The following is a 15083-nucleotide window of genomic DNA, read 5'->3' as shown; positions in this document are numbered from 1 at the left end:
TTTTTATGTATCGGCAACCAGTCTTTAATCGACTAAAGGTATTTATCTACATGTACAAATAAATAAGATCATTCTTTTTTCAAAAATCGAGGCCATGCAGCGTGGCATGACCTCTACTAATCGATCATAAGCGATAAAGCAGGATTTTTATCAGCTCTTTCTTATACTGAACTGATTAACTGCCTATCCGCTGAATAAGCATTACTCTTTCAATCAAACAATTTTATCAAAAATCACCGGTAACAACAATATAATTTTACGAAATCTCTTCTTCTATTTGTAAGTACTTTGCTTTTGCCTGTGAGACTTCAGCACGTACAAATCTAAATAAGCAGAGAAATAAACCAGCATCTCCCAAATAAACATCGCTCCTACTGCTGTGGCTAAAACGTCGAGTGTACGAAGAGACCCTATTTCATAAGATGCGATATCCCGAATGACAACTGCATATAAAAAGTCTCCTCCAACTACACCTAAAATGATTGCTGCGAATCTTTTTTCAGCATCTTTAACCACCATAAAGCAAATATATAAGATAAGTCCAGTCAAAATCCACTTACGATCAATAAAAATCCAGACAGGATCATAGAGCTCAAGTAAACAAAAACTAGCATAGGCAATTATTATAATGCCGCATACAATAACATAATATAACTGCTGAAATCGGCTGTAGCCTGAAGCATACACACACGCTACTCCCACTAAAAACAAAGCGGTGTAGCTACATGAAAACTGAGTCATATGCATGTTCATTCCGCTTAGGAGTATACTGATTAATATAATGGCTGCTACCTTCCAACGCCTAGCTGTTTTGGGCATAAGAAAAGTCGCAACAATCCATCCCATCCACGAAAGCCAATAAAAGAAAATTCCGTCCACTGAATATGGCACCTCCCCTATCTGTCATCAGTATGTATCAATTTTGGAAAACTTAATCGGAGTTTTAGAATAGAACCGCTTATTTTGGACAACCTATCAGAAAAAAGGAGGGAATATAAAATGGGAAAAGATCGTCAAGAAAAAAAATTAAAGGAATCAAAACGAGTTGAATCTGACCGTGATCAAGGACTTCACTATCCGGGAGCAACTAGCTTGCAAAGTCCTGAAGAAGCGCGCGAGTTAAATGAGCATAAATAAAAAAATGCGCTGACTAAGTCAGCGCATTTTTTATTTTAAAACTGGATGTGAAACAGGATAGGAACGTTCTTTCTTTCCTGTAAACAAAAAGAGAACTCCTCCCACTAACAATAGTGCTCCTGACAAATAAAATCCGAATTCCATACTTCCAAGTTTATCTGCAAAATATCCGGTAATGTAAGGTGCAAAGATCGATGACAGCATGCCGCTGAAGTTAAAAAAACCGTACACTTTAGAGTACATGGAAGAGGGAGTAATATCCGCCATATACGAAATTAAAATCGGATCTAATGCTAATTTCCCTATCAGACCGTACACAATTAAGCCGATTAATAGCCAAGAATAACTCTCTGTATAGGGAATAAAAAATTGACATAAAGCGCCCGCTACTGACAAACTCACAATTAATGCTTTTTTATTTGCAATTCGATCCGATATATAACCAAAGAAGATTGCTCCCGGAATAGACGCCCACGGTACTAAAGATGCTATGATGCCTGTTTGAGACCCTTCTAAGCCGCGCGAGTGCTGCAAGTAATAAGGAAGCCACGTCAGCATCCCAAAAAATCCGTAAAGAGAGCAGAAGATTAAAATGTATACGAAAATATGATTTTTTGTAAATAATACTTTTAGCGACTGCTTTGTTTCTTTATTTAGCGAATTTTTTTCTTGATCCCTTTGCTTATCTTTTACAAAGAAAGCTATTAAAATAGCTATTACTATAGTCGGAATAGCAAATAAGTAAAAAGTAAACTGCCAGTCTTTTTCTAACGTATATGTAATGTATGTAGAACCGATAAAACCAAGCGATATACCAAAAGCCATTCCACTATTGATGAGCGCAGACACTAGACCTCGGTATCGTTCAGACGTGATGCTTGAAGAAATTCCGTATTGTGAACCATAATACGTTCCTTCTCCAAGTCCTGTCAGCGCCCGCATGAGCAAGAACATACCGAAAGTAGTCGTAAGTCCTGTAAAGAATGTGGCAACTCCAAACAAAATGTATCCAGCCACTAAGATCTTAACGCGACCAAATCGATCTGCCAAAAAACCCGTTGGAATCTGCATAGCTGCATACGCTGCAAAAAATACGGTAGACATTAGCCCAAGTTCAGCTTTATTAAGATCCCACTGCGCACCGATATCTCCCATAACTGGAGATAAAATATTACGATCTGCATACATGAAAACCCAGCCTAAAAAGAAAAGAAAAATTGTAAATATAGGATGTCCCTTTTTCATTACGCCACCTCTTTTTTCTGATTTTTCTGTTTATTTAACTTATTATAAGTGGCTAACGTTTGGGATTTCATGCTTTTTGTCACTTCTTCTGCCAATATTTTTTGTTTTTTTTAATGAAAACGCGATCATTCATCTTCTAAGGAAATAAAAAAGCAAGCAGTTAACTGCTTGCTTTTTTATCATCTGTTATTAAATGTTTCTATAGATACATTTCGCTGAGTCAGCCAGCTATGGGTATCCCCTGTAATAACTAGAGGCATTTGCTGAAGCTTAGCAATAGAAGTTGCTCCTAATGCAGCCATGATAAACGTTAACTCCTCATGCAGCTCGGCTATCTCTTCTACGACTGCTTCTAAACCAGACTTCATTAAAATGGATAGAAAATATCCTGCCATTCCCGTTGCAGAAGCTCCTAACGCAATAGACTTAGCAACATCCATAGAGGTTTGAATACCTCCTGAACCAATAATGGATATACCTTCTACGTGCTGAGATACTTCCGCTAAAGAAGCTGCTGTGGAAATTCCCCAATCATTAAAGAAGTGAAAATGTTTTGCTCGTCTTTCATTTTCGATTTTCGAAAAATTGGTACCACCGTACCCACCAATATCAACGATTTCAACACCAACATCTTTAAGTTTTTGCACTGCTTGAGCGCTCATCCCAAAACCTACTTCTTTGACAATTACAGGAACGGTTACTTCTCGGACAATTCGTTCAATACGACGTAATGCATCGGTAAAATCACGATCTCCCTCTGGCATGACCAGTTCTTGTATAACATTTAAATGAATTTGAAGTCCATTTGCTTCAAGCATATCAACCGCTTTTTTAGCTTGTTCAACTGTAGCTTCACTGCCTAGGTTGGCAAAAATAATTCCGTTAGGGTTTTCTTGACGCACTACTCTGTATGATTGTTCTTCCTTTTCATCTTTAATCGCAGCCATCTGCGATCCAACGGCCATTGCTAATTGACCATGATGAGCAATTTGAGCAAACGAACGGTTAATCCGTTCCGTTTCTTGTCCGCCTCCACCCGTCATAGCATTTATAAAAATTGGCGAACTTAACAAAAGTTCGCCAATTTTTGTATCAATATGAACATCGTGCACGCCTGTATTTGGTAAGCTATTATGAACGAAGCGAATATCATCTAGCCCGTGCAGCCGATGCTGTCCCGTTTGAATCGCATGATGAATGTGATCAATTTTACGTTTTGCTCTGCTCACAAATCATCACCATTACTTATCTTAATTTTTTTAATTGATCCCCAATCATATCACCTAATTGGAAGCCTTTTGACTCTTCTTGTAATTCATAGTCACCGTAATCTTCTTGCTCTTCTTCCTCAAGGTCACGAATGCTTAACGAAACGCGTCGTTCTTGTTCATTCACATCAAGTACTTTTACCGTCACTTTTTCGCCTTCAGAAAGCACTTCATGCGGTGTCCCGATATGCTTATGTGAAATTTGAGAAATGTGTACAAGTCCTTCTACTCCAGGTAGAACTTCCACAAAAGCTCCAAAAGATACAAGTCTTTTAACAGTTCCATCTACTACATCACCTTGGCGAAGCTTCGTAGAAATGTTGGACCATGGACCTTCTAACGTATCTTTAATAGATAATGAAACACGACCCGTTGATTTGTCAACAGATAATACTTTGACTTTCACAGTATCTCCCTCAGCTACTACGTCTGAAGGCTTTTCTACACGCGTATGTGAAAGCTGAGAGATATGCACTAGCCCATCTACTCCGCCTACATCTACAAACGCACCAAAGTCTGTTAAGCGCTGAACGGTTCCTTCTAAAACCTGACCTTCTTTTAATGACTCAAGAACATTTTCTTTTTGTTGTACAAGCTCTTCTTCTACAACTGCACGATGCGAAAGGATCACGCGATTTTTTTCTTTATCTAATTCCACTACTTTGACTGTAAGAGTTTGATCTTGATATTCTGCGAAATCATCAACGAAATGAGTTTCAACAAGAGAAGCTGGAATGAACCCTCTTACACCAATATCTACTACTAATCCGCCTTTGACAATTTCTTTGACTACCGCTTCAAACACTTCACCTGAAGAAAGTTTTGCTTCTAAACCGTCCCATGCTTTTTCAGCATCTACAGCCCGTTTAGATAACACAAGCACATCGTCTTCCACTTTAATTACTTTCGCTTCGACTTCGGCACCTTCTTGGATTACATCCCCTGCTTTTTCAATATGTAAGCTCGCTAATTCACTAATTGGAATAATACCGTCTAGTTTGCTGTTAGGCACATCTACATACACTTGCTTTTCTTCTACTTTTGTAATAGTACCTTTTACTGTTTCTCCTACTTCTAATGACGTTACCTCTACTTGATTCATATCTTCTGTCATCGTCTTTTCCTCCTCCAATATCCATCTACAATATGTATTCCCTTGTAAGAGTTCTTCACTCTTTTAGCTCATCATTATTGTATATAGCTCTGTATAGAAAAAACTCTCTTTGTTACTAACTTCTAATAAATAGAATCTTTTGTCAAGTCATAAGGTTACAAACTATTGATATTTTTCAATTAATTCACCAATGCTTTTCATAATAACTTCGGTTACTTCCTCGGCTGATGCCTTTCGTTCACGAAGTTCATCCATCTGAATTGGCGGTCCGTACACTACTTTTAACCTTGCAAAACGCTTATATGGACCAATAACAGCACAAGGAACAACAGCTGCTTTTGAACGCAAAGCAAAAAAGCCTACTCCAGCCATTCCTTTTCCTAATTTTCCATCTTTACTTCTTGTTCCTTCTGGAAATAATCCAAGCACTTTTCCTTCTTTTAAAATCTTTAACCCTTGGCGCAAAGCTTCACGATCTGCCATCCCCCGCTTTACAGGGAACGTTTCTAACTTTGGCAGAACCGTCTTCAGAAAAGGTGCTTTAAACAGCTCTGCTTTTGCCATAAACGAAATAGGCCTTGGACACGTCACACCTACCGTAGGCGGATCTAAGTTGTCAATATGATTTGAACAAAGCAAAACTCCGCCTTCTGAAGGGATATTTTCTGCACCGATTACTTCATAACGATAAACTGGTGTTAAAATACCTTTTACAATGCCACGTGCAAACATATAAAAGCTCAAAATCATCCAATCCTTTCGTTTGTAATAGAAAGTATTTTTTCTACAACTCCTTCAATCGATAAGGAAGTTGTATCGATTTCAATTGCATCTTCAGCTTTTTTAAGAGGTGCTACTTCACGCTCAGAATCCAGCTTGTCTCTGCGGGCAATTTCTTCTTTTAAACGCTCTAAATTTGATTCAAAACCTTTTTTTATGTTTTCATCATGGCGTCGCTGTGCTCTTTCATCCACAGACGCTAATAAAAAGATTTTAACTTCTGCCTGAGGAAGCACATGTGTACCGATATCACGTCCATCCATTACAACGCCTCCATCTTTAGCAAGACCCTGCTGTCTCGCTACCATCTCTTCACGAACTGCACGATGTTTCGCGACGATGGATACAGAATTGGTTACTTCTGCGGAACGAATTTCACTTGTAACATCCTGTCCATTTAAAATGACTATCTGTCCAGATTCAGACGGTTTTAAATCGATTACTGTTTCGTTAAGCAAATGCAATAGCTCTTCTTCATTTTGCAAATCTACCTGGTTTTTCTGCGCTTGATACGTTAGAGCACGATACATCGCTCCTGTATCAACATAAATATATGATAAGGTTTCTGCTATAATCTTTGCCACTGTACTTTTCCCAGCAGCTGCAGGGCCGTCAATCGCGATTGAAATTTGTTTTTTCATAAGTGCCTCCCTTAATTTCAAAACAGGAACAAACCACTTTCATCTTTTATACAATGAGCCATTTTATATGAAACGTTTATAAACGAAAAAAAGAGCAGGGGGTCTTCTCCTGCCTGGTGTTCACTGCATGTTTCTTTCCTAGTTATTCTACCATACGTCCGACTACTGGTCGAATGTTTCAATAATTTTATTAAAATTATTTTTGCTAACTCCCTCATACTGAATGACCTTTGAGAAATATGTACTGTGACTGCTAGATAGTAAAATACATTGGGCAATTATTAAAAACACAAATTGAATAACCACTAATTTAATTAAAATTCGTTCTATTCGATTCATCTTTTTCTCCTTTTGTAAGAAGTGATACCTTTGCTTACAGTTTAGGAAAGAGAAGTTTTTTTTATACGCTAAAGAAGACCTTTTCTCCTTAGGTCGAGCTGACGCTTTAAGGTATAACGAATCATCATTTCTTTCGTTTGTTTTTCCATGTCCATAAATTTAATAGATAGCTGACCTACTTTACAGGAAGTCGGGGCGGTAATTCGTACAACTTCCCCTTTTAATTCAAGATGCTGCAAAGTTCCCTCACGATTAGGAAGACTTAATCGTACAACAACGGAATCTTTCTCATTAAAAAGCAGCGAATGATGGAAGGAGCCGGCTACTCCACCTGCACTGATGTTTTTAGTCATAATTTCCATTACGGCCTGCTGTTCTTGTTCACTTTTTATCACCGCCTTCACTGTAAGCGGCACACGGAAAAAATTTCTTCTTTGGATGGACTTTAACTTTTTATCGCCCGGGTAAAAGAGCTTCACAACAGGCATGCCTTTTATTTCACGCCCTGTTACTTCAGTTGGAAAGGTATATACATTTTGATTATATCCGATAAACGTAGCCAGCAATTTTGTACCTTTTAGTAAAAAAGCACTTCGCTGCGTTTCTTCGTTTAGCGGATAGCTAATATAAATCACGTCTTCCGTAAACTCAACTACCTTACATCGATACGTTTGTTGTAAGGTAGACTCTCTGTACCCGCTCTCTAACGTCAACCTCATTCCCGCTTTTATCATCTTCTCTCTCCTTCAGTTCCACTATATACACTTTTTCCCTTTATTTAAACATAGTCAAATATATTTATTTTGTAAATAAAAATTAGTCATTTAGACTCAAAAAACTTATACAACACAAAAAAACCGGTGTCTATAGACACCGGTTTCTCAGCTTTATACTTCATTATATAAAGGTTCTGAGTTTTGCAGTTTTTCGACTTTCTCTTCAAAACCCGTATCGGCATTGATAAAAATACGATACGTATCATTTTTAATTGTCCCTAAAAACTCATAGCATAGCACTTCTTCGTTTAAATCGTTTGTAATAATTGCCAAGCGGTCTTCCATCACTTTTACATTCGGGTTTAGCTTGGTTTTTGCCTGTTCTTTCGAAATTTTAGGTTTTGGAATATCTCTTGTACGATGTTTTAATAAGAAGTCTTTAGCTGAGAAGCCAATCACAGATCCATCTTCTAAAGACATTTTCATTTTAACTGAATCCGGATAAATCCGAACTCCACTTTCCGTTTGCTCTACGAATGTAAAGACTCCCATGTTATCGTATTGAGCGCTTTCAGCCATCACTAGGCTTTCAAAACGATGATCTTTTAAAAACTTAGTCGCTTTGTTCATAGCATCGTTTAAACTAATATTTTGTTTTTTAATATCTCGATCTTCGAGCACCCAAAGCGGATATCCACCTTTTTGGGTAATATCCATATACGTCTCTTGTTTAGTTTTTGGATCTGTAATGGTTAAGCTGTACACCTCATAATCGGCATCTTTTCCGCTCTTTACAATATGAATTTGTTCATTTCCTTTTAAATTCAAAAACGAACGCGCCACTTGTTTGGCAACATCTTCACTAACTTCTCTACCTTTTAATTGATGAAAAGCGTTTTTTTCCTGTTCATTCGTTGCATTCATAACGCCTAAATCTGTTTCGGCAAAAGAATCCATACTTTTTTCAACGGTTTTTAATCCGTCAATAATCGTATTGTCCCCTTGCTTTTCTTTTGTGGCTAGAGCTAGCTCAACATCCATCCAACGTAAGTTATTATCAATGACTAGATGCTGTACTTGGCGCATTTCATTTTGAATTTCGCCTGACTGATCATAAAGCGAATTTAACGTTTTATACTCTTTATCTGTTAAGGGGGATTTGCTTAAATCCCTTACCGCCACTTTGTACGTAAAGTCCCCAACATCTGAAAGAAACTCTTCTGTTTTATTGAACGGTAAAAGCGATAAAGGCAGCTGTCCTACATTGTTATGAGCTTCAGAAGTTAAACGCCATACTTCTGCAAGCGCGGGCGAAAGCTGATCTCTCGAACTCATGGCAAGCGTGCCACCGATTTTATCATTTAATAAATCTAGCTGATATGACAAATCATGAAATGCTCGTTGATACGTATTCTCCGCTTGAAGCAGCACAGCATCTTTTTCTTGATGTTCGCTGTACCCCCAATACCCTACACCTACAACACCAATAGCTAATAATACAATTAAAATTGTTCGAATCATGTTTCCTTCACCTCTCTTTATCGACAGAAAATGTGTTTCCCGATTTGCTTAATTTGAGGACGTGACCAAATCCATGCGCTTGTTGCTGTATCCGGATTAAAGTAATAAATAGCATTCCCAGTAGGATCCCATCCGTTAATCGCATCCATAACCGCTTTTTTAGATGTTGGATTGGGTTCAAGCCAAATTTGCCCATCTGCTACGGCAGTAAATGCACGCGGTTCAAAAATAACTCCAGCGACTGTATTTGGAAATGACGGACTGTTAACTCGGTTTAAAATAACGGCCGCTACGGCTACTTGGCCATTATATGGTTCACCCCGTGCTTCACCATGCACAGCATTTGCCATGAGCTGAATATCATTTTGTGAAAACCCGCTCGGTACATTCACCGCTGTTGGCTTTTGTGCTTTTTCTTTCTGTTGTTCAGAATTTCCTTTAGACGTATTACGCTGCGGCTGACTGGCAGGTTTTTTTGCTTGAGAAGATCCGCTTTGTGCTTTTGGCTGACCATTGTTCCCGCTGTTTTTTCCACTGCTACCGCTTCCTTTAGACTGCTGATCAAGAGGCTTACCGCCATAGTGCGTAAACTTATTGCCTTTTCTAATTTGATTTTTCACATAGCTTTCGTGATATTTTGTTGCGTTAGCTAATTTAATCTTTGTTTGCCAGCCTGCTAAACCGTCAATCTTTTTAATGCCAAATTCATATTGAAAATTGCGCAGTGCCCAGTATGTGCTCCATCCAAATACACCGTCAATTTTCCCGTTATAATAACCTAAATACTGAAGTCTCGACTGCAGCTCAATAACGTCATCTCCAACTGCTCCGTGTTGAATGACTTGATTTGAAAACGCGTGAGCGGCCTTTGGACTCACAACGGACGCTGCAATAAATGAACATATGCATATGAGACATGCATACTTTTTAAAACATCGAAATGATAACATGACAAAACCTCCTACATCGTATGTAACTGATAAGATGATAGGAGTATTTTTTGTAAAGGTTGTTTTTTTATACAAGATGCGCAAAATTTACCGAAATGAAAAAACTCAGCTCGTAAATCTCTCAAAAAAGATTTACAAGCTGAGCCTAGACAATCGATGGCTGTTTGGCCTTTTTTACTTTTCTTAATGCCAGCCACCATAAATAAATCATAAATGGAATAATAATAAATACCCAATGATCCATTGTTTTTAAAATATAATCATATGTTCCATGTAAAATGAGCGGCGCAAATACGGAATACAGCGTCCACTTCGTTTTTTCCTTTCCTTCAGAAAACTTTGCTTTCCCTAAATAATACCCCATAATGACGCCGAATAAAGCATGACTAGATACGGGTAAAATGGCTCTTCCTAGCGCTGATTCTAAACCATTTGCAAATAAATATAAAATATTTTCAACGGTAGCAAAACCTAATGAAACAGCTGCCCCGTAAACAATTCCATCGTAATGCTCATCAAATTCCACATGTTGATAAATCGTGAAATATAAAATGAACCATTTGAAAAATTCTTCTAAAAAGCTTGTCGTAAAAAATGCTTCAAGAAAAGGTGATTGAAAAACGTGTTCTTCACCAAATACATATTGAATAAACATAATTGGCAAAACAAGCATTGCTCCAAAAATAAATGTTTTTAATACCATTGAAATAGGCTCAGTTTCATATTCATCTTTCAAATAAAAAAAACTTAACAATGCCAATCCTGGCGCAATGCCTGCAGATACAATCGCCAACATAAATAGCGCCTCATCTCCTCTATTTTTTTTAATAGTAACATGTTATCTTTAGGATGAAAATCTCCGTCTATAATGTCCTTATCTTTATATGTAAATGCTCACATAACTTGCTGTCGATTTACAAAGCCTAACAAAGACCTTAAACAAGTATACCAAAAAATGTATCATACTTATACGAAAAATTGAAAGGAGCTCTCTATGAAAACTGTTTATATTCTTCACACCGGCGGCACAATCTCGATGAAAGAAGACATGGAAACTGGAGCGGTAGCACCAGATATTCAAAACCCGCTTCACCGCTCAACATCATCTGTTTCAGGTATGGCCAATGTAATCGTAGAAGAAGCATTTCATCTGCCTTCTCCTCACATTACTCCTAAGGAAATGCTTATACTTTCAAAAAAAATACGCGATAAAATTAATGAAGGCAAAATTGATGCAGTCGTGTTAACCCACGGCACGGACACGTTGGAAGAAACCGCTTATTTTTTAGATTTAACAGTGCATACAGATATTCCAATTGTCTTAACTGGAGCTATGAGATCAAGCAATGAAATCGGTTCAGACGGTCCTTATAATTTTATATCTGCGGTTCGGGTGGCTATTAGTGACGGGGCAAAAGGAAAAGGTGTCTTAGTTGTGATGAACGATGAAATTCATACCGCTGAAAATGTGACCAAGACCCACACAAGCAACGTGGCGACATTTCAAAGCCCTCAGTACGGGCCAATAGGATTAATCACAAAACGCGGCGTATCTTTTCACCACATGCCTACAGAACATGAATTTTATCCTGTTAATCAAATAGATAAACAAATCACTTTATTAAAAGCTTATGCAGGAATGGACGACCATTTATTTCAAGCAGTGGCTTCAATGAATGTTGACGGACTTGTAATTGAAGCCCTCGGTCAAGGAAATCTGCCTCCTCTCACTATTCCAGGAATTCAATTGCTTTTGAAGCGAAAGATACCCATCGTGCTCGTTTCTCGCTGTTTTAATGGAATTGCTCAAGATGTATATGGGTATGAAGGCGGTGGCAAGCTGTTAAAAGAGATGGGCGTTATTTTTTCAAATGGCTTAAATGGTCCTAAAGCACGCATTAAACTGTTGGTTGCTCTCCAAGTAACAACGAATCATGATGAGCTGCAGCAGCTATTTAATCATTAGTAAAACAACGCATAGAAGCCTATGCGTTGTTTTTGTTGATAATATGAGAAGCGATTGATTTCCCATGAAAACGTCCATTTTCAATAAAAATCTCATTAGCATTGTTTCCTGCAGCAATCACACCAGCGATATAAATTCCTTCCACGTTTGTTTCCATCGTCTCTTCGTTAAAAGAAGGGCGGCCTGTTTCATCATCTAATTCCACACCCATTTTTGTTAAAAACGAGTGATCAGGGTGATAGCCAGTCATGGCAAAAACGAAATCGTTACTAATCGTAAATTCTTTCCCTTCCTGCTCATATGTTACCGCTTCATCCGTTATCTTTGTTACATGAGCGTTAAAATGCATCCCAATCGTTCCATTTCGAACCAGCGCTTCAAATTCAGGCAATATCCAAGGTTTTACGCTAGGGGAGTAATCTGAGCCACGATAAATAACCGTCACCCTTGCATCACACTTCACCAATTCCAGAGCCGCATCGACGCTAGAGTTTTTTCCGCCTATAACGACTACATCTTTATCAAAATACGGATGCGCTTCTTTGAAATAATGAAATACCTTTGATAAATCTTCACCAGGAACATTCATATAATTAGGATGATCGTAATAGCCCGTAGCTATAATGACATTCTCCGCTTCATATGTCTCTTTGGATGTTGTGACAATAATTTGGTTTTCCGCTTGTTTGTCTACTTGCAAGACACGTTCAAACGGCTGAATTCGAACTTGCTTGCGCTTCACCACTTCTCGGTAGTAAGCAAGAGCTTGGTTGCGCACAGGCTTACGATTTTCGGTAATAAAAGGGACATCCCCAATTTCTAGTTTTTCACTTGAACTAAAAAACGTTTGGTGGGTCGGATAGTTATAAATTGCATTCACAATATTGCCTTTTTCAATTACAAGGGCATCAATACCTGTATGTTGAAGCTCAATAGCTGCTGAAAGCCCGCATGGTCCTCCGCCAACAATAATTACTTTTTCTTTCTTCATGCCTGTCACTCCTTCAGTTGTAAACGCACCTTTTTTTTATTTTAACGCAGTGTAAAACAAAAAAATCTCCTCATTAATGATAGGAGATTTTTTCTATTTACGCAATTGTTCTGCTGTTCTGCTGTTCTGTTTTTAAATCCAGCCTCTGAAGCGAGAGCCTTCTGCCATTTTTCTTACGCCTATCATATAAGCAGCTAGACGCATGTCGACTTTTCGAGTTGTAGAAGTTTCGTAGATGTTATTAAATGATTTCACCATTACTTTTTCAAGCTTTTCTTCTACTTCTTCTTCCGTCCAATAATAACCTTGGTTATTTTGCACCCATTCAAAATAAGAGACTGTTACACCGCCCGCACTTGCCAAAACGTCTGGAACTAATAAAATCCCTCTCTCTGACAAGATGCGCGTTGCTTCAAGAGTTGTTGGTCCATTTGCTGCTTCCACCACAATACTCGCTTGAATGTTATGGGCATTTTCTTCTGTAATTTGATTTTCAATCGCAGCTGGAACTAGGATGTCACAGTCAAGTTCAAGCAGCTCTTTGTTGCTGATAGTATTATTGAATAATTTCGTTACTGTACCAAAGCTATCGCGTCGATCTAATAAATAATCAATGTCTAAACCATTAGGATCATGCAGCGCTCCGTATGCATCAGATATCCCTACAATTTTAGCACCAGCGTCGTGCATGAACTTAGCTAAAAAGCTTCCTGCATTTCCAAACCCTTGTACTACTACCCGTGCACCTTGTAATTCAATGCCTCGTTTTTTCGCTGCTTCACGAATACAAATAGTTACTCCTTTTGCAGTCGCTGTTTCACGGCCGTGCGAACCACCTAAGACAAGGGGCTTTCCAGTAATAAAGCCAGGCGAGTTAAATTCATCAATCCGGCTGTATTCATCCATCATCCAAGCCATAATTTGTGAATTTGTAAACACATCCGGCGCTGGAATATCCTTTGTTGGTCCAACAATTTGGCTAATCGCACGAACATATCCGCGGCTTAAACGCTCTAATTCTCCAAAAGACATATTTCGAGGATCACAAACAATTCCACCTTTTCCTCCACCGTAAGGAAGGTCAACGATTCCACATTTTAAACTCATCCATATAGATAGAGCTTTTACTTCTTTTTCAGTTACGTTTGGGTGAAAACGAATTCCACCTTTCGTAGGACCAACTGCATCGTTATGCTGCGCTCGGTGACCTGTAAAAATCTTAACTGATCCGTCATCCATACGAACAGGAATTTTTACTGTCATCATTCGTAATGGCTCTTTTAATAGTTCATACACTTCATCAGGATAGCCTAGTTTTTCTAACGCTTTATGTATCACTGTTTGTGTAGATTTTAAAACATCATGCTTCTCTTCTTGACTATTTTTACTGTCTTGCATCTTGTCGGCTACCATCTGTAAACCTCCTAAAATGTATCGAAAATTATTCGTTTTTAATTGAATGGTGCTTCTTTCATGACATAGTATACACCCTTAGTTTTGCATTGCAAAGGAAAATATCGAACTTTTAGTATTTTTTGTGTTCTTCTAAGAAAACGCTTCCAATAACTTTACAAGGTATGCTACAATGTTTTAAGTCTGCCTCTTTCCTAGTATGCGTTAATCGTCTTAAAAAAATAAAAAACACCCGGTGATAAAGAGCACTTTCAACAACTTTGTACAAGCTGAAAGTGCAGCCACTCTTATTTTAATAAAAGTGCTTTATCCTTCACGGGTGTAATTATTTCAATTAAACAGTTAAGAAAAGACAGAGTTAATATACTCCAGAGCTCTCTTTTCTACTAATATTTTTCCATATTCATTTACGCGGTGCTTTGTAATTGTAGAGGGATTTCCATACTCCGCCAAAACCGCAATCATATTCCCAACTTCAGCCGGTGACAGCATGTGATAATCCAACAGCACGTAAAAACGTTTTTCGAATGAATAGAGCACGCTATCCGTATCGTAAAAGTTTGACATGCGCTTGGTCAGCTGAATGACATCTTCAAATGAATCAAACTCAAAAAACATGTCTTCGCTTTCATCTAGCATGACCTGCATTTCAATGAAGTCCTCGAACTCGTCTTCATCGAACTCACCGTAGCTGGTTTCTTCTTCATACTGCTTTGTCACAAATACAACCATTCCCTGTGCTTGAAGTGAAAAAACTTCTACCGAAAGAGAATTTGTAGGTTCAAAGTTCAGTTCTTGAGAAGCTTGCTCTATCATTTCACGAAAGAGCTGTTTTACTTTGAATGTATCTGTCCATAGATCTTCTTTTGTTAACCCTCTTTCTTTTAAATCATCGTAGGTCAAAAAAACTTTTAGCTTATTATAGTTTAATCGTTCAAGCCTCATTAGCGTCCCTCCCCGCTTGCACTCATAACCACATGGTTCGATAATGCAGTATATGTA

At 38.2% G+C, this 15083-nt stretch carries 16 protein-coding genes; 2 read left to right on the top strand and 14 right to left on the bottom strand.

Annotated elements, in window-relative coordinates; genetic code table 11:
- Positions 1 to 273: 273 nt before the first annotated feature.
- The gene (locus tag ACRPLQ_RS00890) at positions 274 to 879 is read right to left on the bottom strand and encodes a YphA family membrane protein (RefSeq protein ID WP_028411513.1); all 606 of its coding nucleotides are present in this window, start codon (positions 877 to 879) and stop codon (positions 274 to 276) included.
- A 120-nt stretch (positions 880 to 999) separates the two neighbouring features.
- On the opposite strand from ACRPLQ_RS00890, the gene ACRPLQ_RS00885 reads away from it, so the two are divergent.
- Positions 1000 to 1137 (top strand): YpzI family protein, encoded by a 138-nt coding sequence (locus ACRPLQ_RS00885; protein WP_013059024.1) that lies wholly within the window; start codon positions 1000 to 1002, stop codon positions 1135 to 1137.
- A gap of 30 nt (positions 1138 to 1167) precedes the next feature.
- Here ACRPLQ_RS00885 and ACRPLQ_RS00880 read toward each other — a convergent pair whose 3' ends face one another.
- From ACRPLQ_RS00880 to prsW, 10 genes are all read right to left on the bottom strand, one after another.
- Positions 1168 to 2382, bottom strand: coding sequence for an MFS transporter (locus ACRPLQ_RS00880; RefSeq protein WP_028411514.1), 1215 nt, complete (start codon positions 2380 to 2382; stop codon positions 1168 to 1170).
- A 179-nt stretch (positions 2383 to 2561) separates the two neighbouring features.
- Positions 2562 to 3611, bottom strand: a complete 1050-nt coding sequence (gene fni / locus ACRPLQ_RS00875; RefSeq protein ID WP_028411515.1) for a type 2 isopentenyl-diphosphate Delta-isomerase — start codon at positions 3609 to 3611, stop codon at positions 2562 to 2564.
- Between the two features lie 16 nt (positions 3612 to 3627).
- Positions 3628 to 4764, bottom strand: a complete 1137-nt coding sequence (gene rpsA / locus ACRPLQ_RS00870; protein WP_028410732.1) for a 30S ribosomal protein S1 — start codon at positions 4762 to 4764, stop codon at positions 3628 to 3630.
- A 162-nt stretch (positions 4765 to 4926) separates the two neighbouring features.
- Positions 4927 to 5514 (bottom strand): lysophospholipid acyltransferase family protein, encoded by a 588-nt coding sequence (locus tag ACRPLQ_RS00865; RefSeq protein WP_033579748.1) that lies wholly within the window; start codon positions 5512 to 5514, stop codon positions 4927 to 4929.
- Positions 5511 to 6185, bottom strand: a complete 675-nt coding sequence (gene cmk, locus ACRPLQ_RS00860; RefSeq protein WP_033579747.1) for a (d)CMP kinase — start codon at positions 6183 to 6185, stop codon at positions 5511 to 5513. Before cmk ends, ACRPLQ_RS00865 begins: the two co-directional genes overlap by 4 nt.
- Before the next feature lie 162 nt (positions 6186 to 6347).
- A complete protein-coding gene (locus tag ACRPLQ_RS00855) occupies positions 6348 to 6524 on the bottom strand; it encodes a YpfB family protein (RefSeq protein WP_013059030.1) in 177 nt (58 codons plus the stop codon).
- 68 nt (positions 6525 to 6592) lie between these two features.
- Entirely contained in the window at positions 6593 to 7258 is a 666-nt protein-coding gene (locus ACRPLQ_RS00850) for a flagellar brake protein (RefSeq protein WP_033579746.1), read from the bottom strand.
- 153 nt (positions 7259 to 7411) lie between these two features.
- Positions 7412 to 8761, bottom strand: coding sequence for a germination protein YpeB (ypeB, locus tag ACRPLQ_RS00845; protein WP_165635167.1), 1350 nt, complete (start codon positions 8759 to 8761; stop codon positions 7412 to 7414).
- 17 nt (positions 8762 to 8778) lie between these two features.
- Positions 8779 to 9711, bottom strand: coding sequence for a spore cortex-lytic enzyme (gene sleB, locus ACRPLQ_RS00840; RefSeq protein ID WP_367077792.1), 933 nt, complete (start codon positions 9709 to 9711; stop codon positions 8779 to 8781).
- Between the two features lie 145 nt (positions 9712 to 9856).
- Positions 9857 to 10507, bottom strand: coding sequence for a glutamic-type intramembrane protease PrsW (prsW, locus tag ACRPLQ_RS00835; RefSeq protein WP_028411520.1), 651 nt, complete (start codon positions 10505 to 10507; stop codon positions 9857 to 9859).
- A gap of 198 nt (positions 10508 to 10705) precedes the next feature.
- Here prsW and ACRPLQ_RS00830 point away from each other — a divergent pair, with 198 nt between their 5' ends.
- A complete protein-coding gene (locus tag ACRPLQ_RS00830) occupies positions 10706 to 11677 on the top strand; it encodes an asparaginase (RefSeq protein ID WP_048019803.1) in 972 nt (323 codons plus the stop codon).
- A 19-nt stretch (positions 11678 to 11696) separates the two neighbouring features.
- Here ACRPLQ_RS00830 and ACRPLQ_RS00825 read toward each other — a convergent pair whose 3' ends face one another.
- From ACRPLQ_RS00825 to ACRPLQ_RS00815, 3 genes are all read right to left on the bottom strand, one after another.
- A complete protein-coding gene (locus tag ACRPLQ_RS00825; RefSeq protein ID WP_099331263.1) occupies positions 11697 to 12668 on the bottom strand; it encodes a YpdA family putative bacillithiol disulfide reductase in 972 nt (323 codons plus the stop codon).
- A 132-nt stretch (positions 12669 to 12800) separates the two neighbouring features.
- On the bottom strand, positions 12801 to 14066 hold the full coding sequence (locus tag ACRPLQ_RS00820; RefSeq protein ID WP_370506064.1) for a Glu/Leu/Phe/Val family dehydrogenase: 1266 nt from the start codon (positions 14064 to 14066) through the stop codon (positions 12801 to 12803).
- 357 nt (positions 14067 to 14423) lie between these two features.
- A complete protein-coding gene (locus tag ACRPLQ_RS00815) occupies positions 14424 to 15026 on the bottom strand; it encodes a genetic competence negative regulator (RefSeq protein ID WP_025750420.1) in 603 nt (200 codons plus the stop codon).
- Positions 15027 to 15083 lie beyond the last annotated feature (57 nt).

The sequence above is a fragment of the Priestia sp. TRN 1309 genome, assembly GCF_050846875.1.
Classification (GTDB): domain Bacteria; phylum Bacillota; class Bacilli; order Bacillales; family Bacillaceae_H; genus Priestia; species Priestia zanthoxyli.
The sequence above is the reverse complement of the archived record's forward strand: the minus strand, read 5'-3'. Positions and strand labels throughout refer to the sequence as shown.

Bases quoted from the DNA above. Each gene is read 5' to 3' on its own strand.
- sleB (WP_367077792.1), bottom strand. From the start codon at position 9,711: ATGTTATCATTTCGATGTTTTAAAAAGTATGCATGTCTCATATGCATA.
- ACRPLQ_RS00885 (WP_013059024.1), top strand. From the start codon at position 1,000: ATGGGAAAAGATCGTCAAGAAAAAAAATTAAAGGAATCAAAACGAGTT.
- ACRPLQ_RS00830 (WP_048019803.1), top strand. From the start codon at position 10,706: ATGAAAACTGTTTATATTCTTCACACCGGCGGCACAATCTCGATGAAA.
- ACRPLQ_RS00850 (WP_033579746.1), bottom strand. From the start codon at position 7,258: ATGATAAAAGCGGGAATGAGGTTGACGTTAGAGAGCGGGTACAGAGAG.
- prsW (WP_028411520.1), bottom strand. From the start codon at position 10,507: ATGTTGGCGATTGTATCTGCAGGCATTGCGCCAGGATTGGCATTGTTA.
- ACRPLQ_RS00815 (WP_025750420.1), bottom strand. From the start codon at position 15,026: ATGAGGCTTGAACGATTAAACTATAATAAGCTAAAAGTTTTTTTGACC.
- ACRPLQ_RS00825 (WP_099331263.1), bottom strand. From the start codon at position 12,668: ATGAAGAAAGAAAAAGTAATTATTGTTGGCGGAGGACCATGCGGGCTT.
- ACRPLQ_RS00865 (WP_033579748.1), bottom strand. From the start codon at position 5,514: ATGATTTTGAGCTTTTATATGTTTGCACGTGGCATTGTAAAAGGTATT.
- rpsA (WP_028410732.1), bottom strand. From the start codon at position 4,764: ATGACAGAAGATATGAATCAAGTAGAGGTAACGTCATTAGAAGTAGGA.
- ACRPLQ_RS00855 (WP_013059030.1), bottom strand. From the start codon at position 6,524: ATGAATCGAATAGAACGAATTTTAATTAAATTAGTGGTTATTCAATTT.
- ACRPLQ_RS00880 (WP_028411514.1), bottom strand. From the start codon at position 2,382: ATGAAAAAGGGACATCCTATATTTACAATTTTTCTTTTCTTTTTAGGC.
- ACRPLQ_RS00820 (WP_370506064.1), bottom strand. From the start codon at position 14,066: ATGCAAGACAGTAAAAATAGTCAAGAAGAGAAGCATGATGTTTTAAAA.
- cmk (WP_033579747.1), bottom strand. From the start codon at position 6,185: ATGAAAAAACAAATTTCAATCGCGATTGACGGCCCTGCAGCTGCTGGG.
- ypeB (WP_165635167.1), bottom strand. From the start codon at position 8,761: ATGATTCGAACAATTTTAATTGTATTATTAGCTATTGGTGTTGTAGGT.